This window comes from Mycobacterium sp. E1715 (genome assembly GCF_001667625.1).
Taxonomy (GTDB): Bacteria; Actinomycetota; Actinomycetes; order Mycobacteriales; family Mycobacteriaceae; genus Mycobacterium.
In genome coordinates this window covers 1-2120 of sequence record NZ_LZJJ01000336.1, presented here as the reverse complement: position 1 = coordinate 2120, position 2120 = coordinate 1, and the positions used below count along the sequence as shown (strand labels likewise).

General features: G+C 72.2%; 1 protein-coding gene. It reads right to left on the bottom strand.

Translation table 11 applies throughout. From position 1 onward, the window contains the following. The coding region (locus A9X03_RS17155) for a fumarate reductase/succinate dehydrogenase flavoprotein subunit (protein ID WP_068262107.1) at positions 1–2120 on the bottom strand (2120 nt) is incomplete at both ends.

The window sequence follows — 2120 nt, the reverse complement described above, 5'->3', positions numbered from 1 at the left end:
GCGCTGGCCGGCGCGCCCGCCAGCGCGCGCGCCGCCCCCTCCCGCACCTGCCACGCCGGGGCCCGCAACGCCGCTTTCACGGCGGCGAGATCCGCTGGGCGGCAACCAAGCTCACCGAGCGCGGCCAGCGCGGCCGCGCGCACCAACGGGTCCGGGTCCGTGCTCAGCGCGCTGACCGCCTCGCCGCCGCCGGGCAGCGTGGCCAGCCCGGCGGCCGCGACGATCCGCACCTCGCGGCTCTCGTCACCGGTGGCGGCGACCACCCCGGCCACGTCGTCGACGGACACCAGCGCCCGCACGGCCTCGATGCGCACCCGGTGGTCGGGATCGGTGAGCGCGCGGCGGTAGTCCTCGGGGTCGCCGACCCGGCGCGCGGCCAGCACGTAGAGCGAGGCCGCCCGCACCACCACGTCGCCCGAGCTGAGCCGCGGCTGGACGGCGTCGGGCTCGGGTAGCACCTCGACGAGCTCGCGGATCCCCTCGGCGCCGGTGCGGCGCACGGCGGCGTCGGCGTCGTCCAGCGCGGCGACCAACGCGGGCGCATAGCCCTCGGGGATGTGTTCGGTGAGGGTGGCCACCGCCGTCCGGCGCACGCCGGGGTCGGGGTCGCTCAGGTACGGCCGCAGCCCGGCGATCGTCGGCTCCTCGAGGGCCAGGACTTCGGCGATGCGCGGCGAGGGCGGCTCGAATGACGTTGCGGCCGAAGCGATCCGGGACGCAGTGGTGGCCGGGGCCTGGCCGCCGACGAGCGGCGGCTCCTCGACCGCCCGCACGGTCTGGTCTGCGGGCGGCAGGCCGTCCAGTTCCGGCACCGGCACGAAGTACGGGGCGACCGGCCGCTTCAGGAACACCATCTCGCCGTCGGCGCCCTTGCGCAGGTTGAGGTGGTAGCCCCACTCGCTGTCGTCGCGGCCGGGCAGGTCGGCGCGGTCGTGGTAGAGGCCCCAGCGCGATTCGGTGCGGGTGAGCGACGATCGGGCGGCCATCTCGGCGCAGTCCCGGATGAACGACACCTCGACGGCTCGCATCAGCTCGTGCGGATTGCGAGCCCCCATCTCGGCGATCTCGGCCCGCATGCGGTCGAAGGTGCGCACGGCGATCGACAGCTTGGCCGCCGTCTTGGGCGGTGCCACGTAGTCGTTGACGAACCGGCGCAACTTGTATTCGACCTGCGGCTGCGGCGGGCCGTCCGGATGCCGCAGCGGGCGGTAGATCAGCTCGTGCGCGTCGCGCAGTTGCTCGCCCGGAAGCTCCTGCGGCGCAGTGCTTTCCGCGCAGGCCGCGGCCGCGTCGGTGCCGGCGAGATCGCCGAAGACGAACGCCCCGATCATGTAGTTGTGCGGGACGCAGGCCAGGTCGCCGGCGGCGTACAGCCCGGGCACCGTGGTGCGGGCGTGTTCGTCGACCCAGACCCCGGAAGCCGAATGCCCACTGCACAAACCGATTTCGGAGATGTGCATCTCGATGTCGTGGGTGCGGTAGTCGTGGCCGCGGTTGGCGTGGAAGGTGCCCCGCGTCGGCCGTTCGGTGGTGTGCAGGATGTTCTCCAGCGCGGTCAGCGTCTCGTCGGGCAGGTGGGAGACCTTGAGGTAGATGGGCCCGCGGGCGGAATCGATCTCGCTCTTCACCTCCGACATCATCTGACCCGACCAGTAGTCGGAGTCCACGAACCGCTCACCGTGTGCGTTGACCTGGTAGCCGCCGAACGGGTTCGCGACGTACGCACAGGCCGGCCCGTTGTAATCCTTGATCAACGGGTTGACTTGGAAACACTCGATTCCCGACAGCTCCGCACCCGCGTGGAAGGCCATCGCGTACCCGTCGCCGGCATTCGTCGGGTTCTCGTACGTGCCGTACAGATAGCCCGACGCGGGCAGCCCCAGCCGCCCGCACGCTCCGGTGGCCAGGATCACCGCCTTCGCCCCGACCGCGACGAATTCACCGGTGCGGGTGTGCAGCGCCGCCGCGCCGACGGCGCGGCCATCGGACGTCAGCACCCGCACCGGCATCAGCCGGTTCTCGATGCGGATCTTCTCGCGCATCGACCGTTGCCGCAGCACCCGGTACAGCGCCTTCTTGACGTCCTTGCCCTCCGGCATGGGCAGCACGTAGGAGCCGGA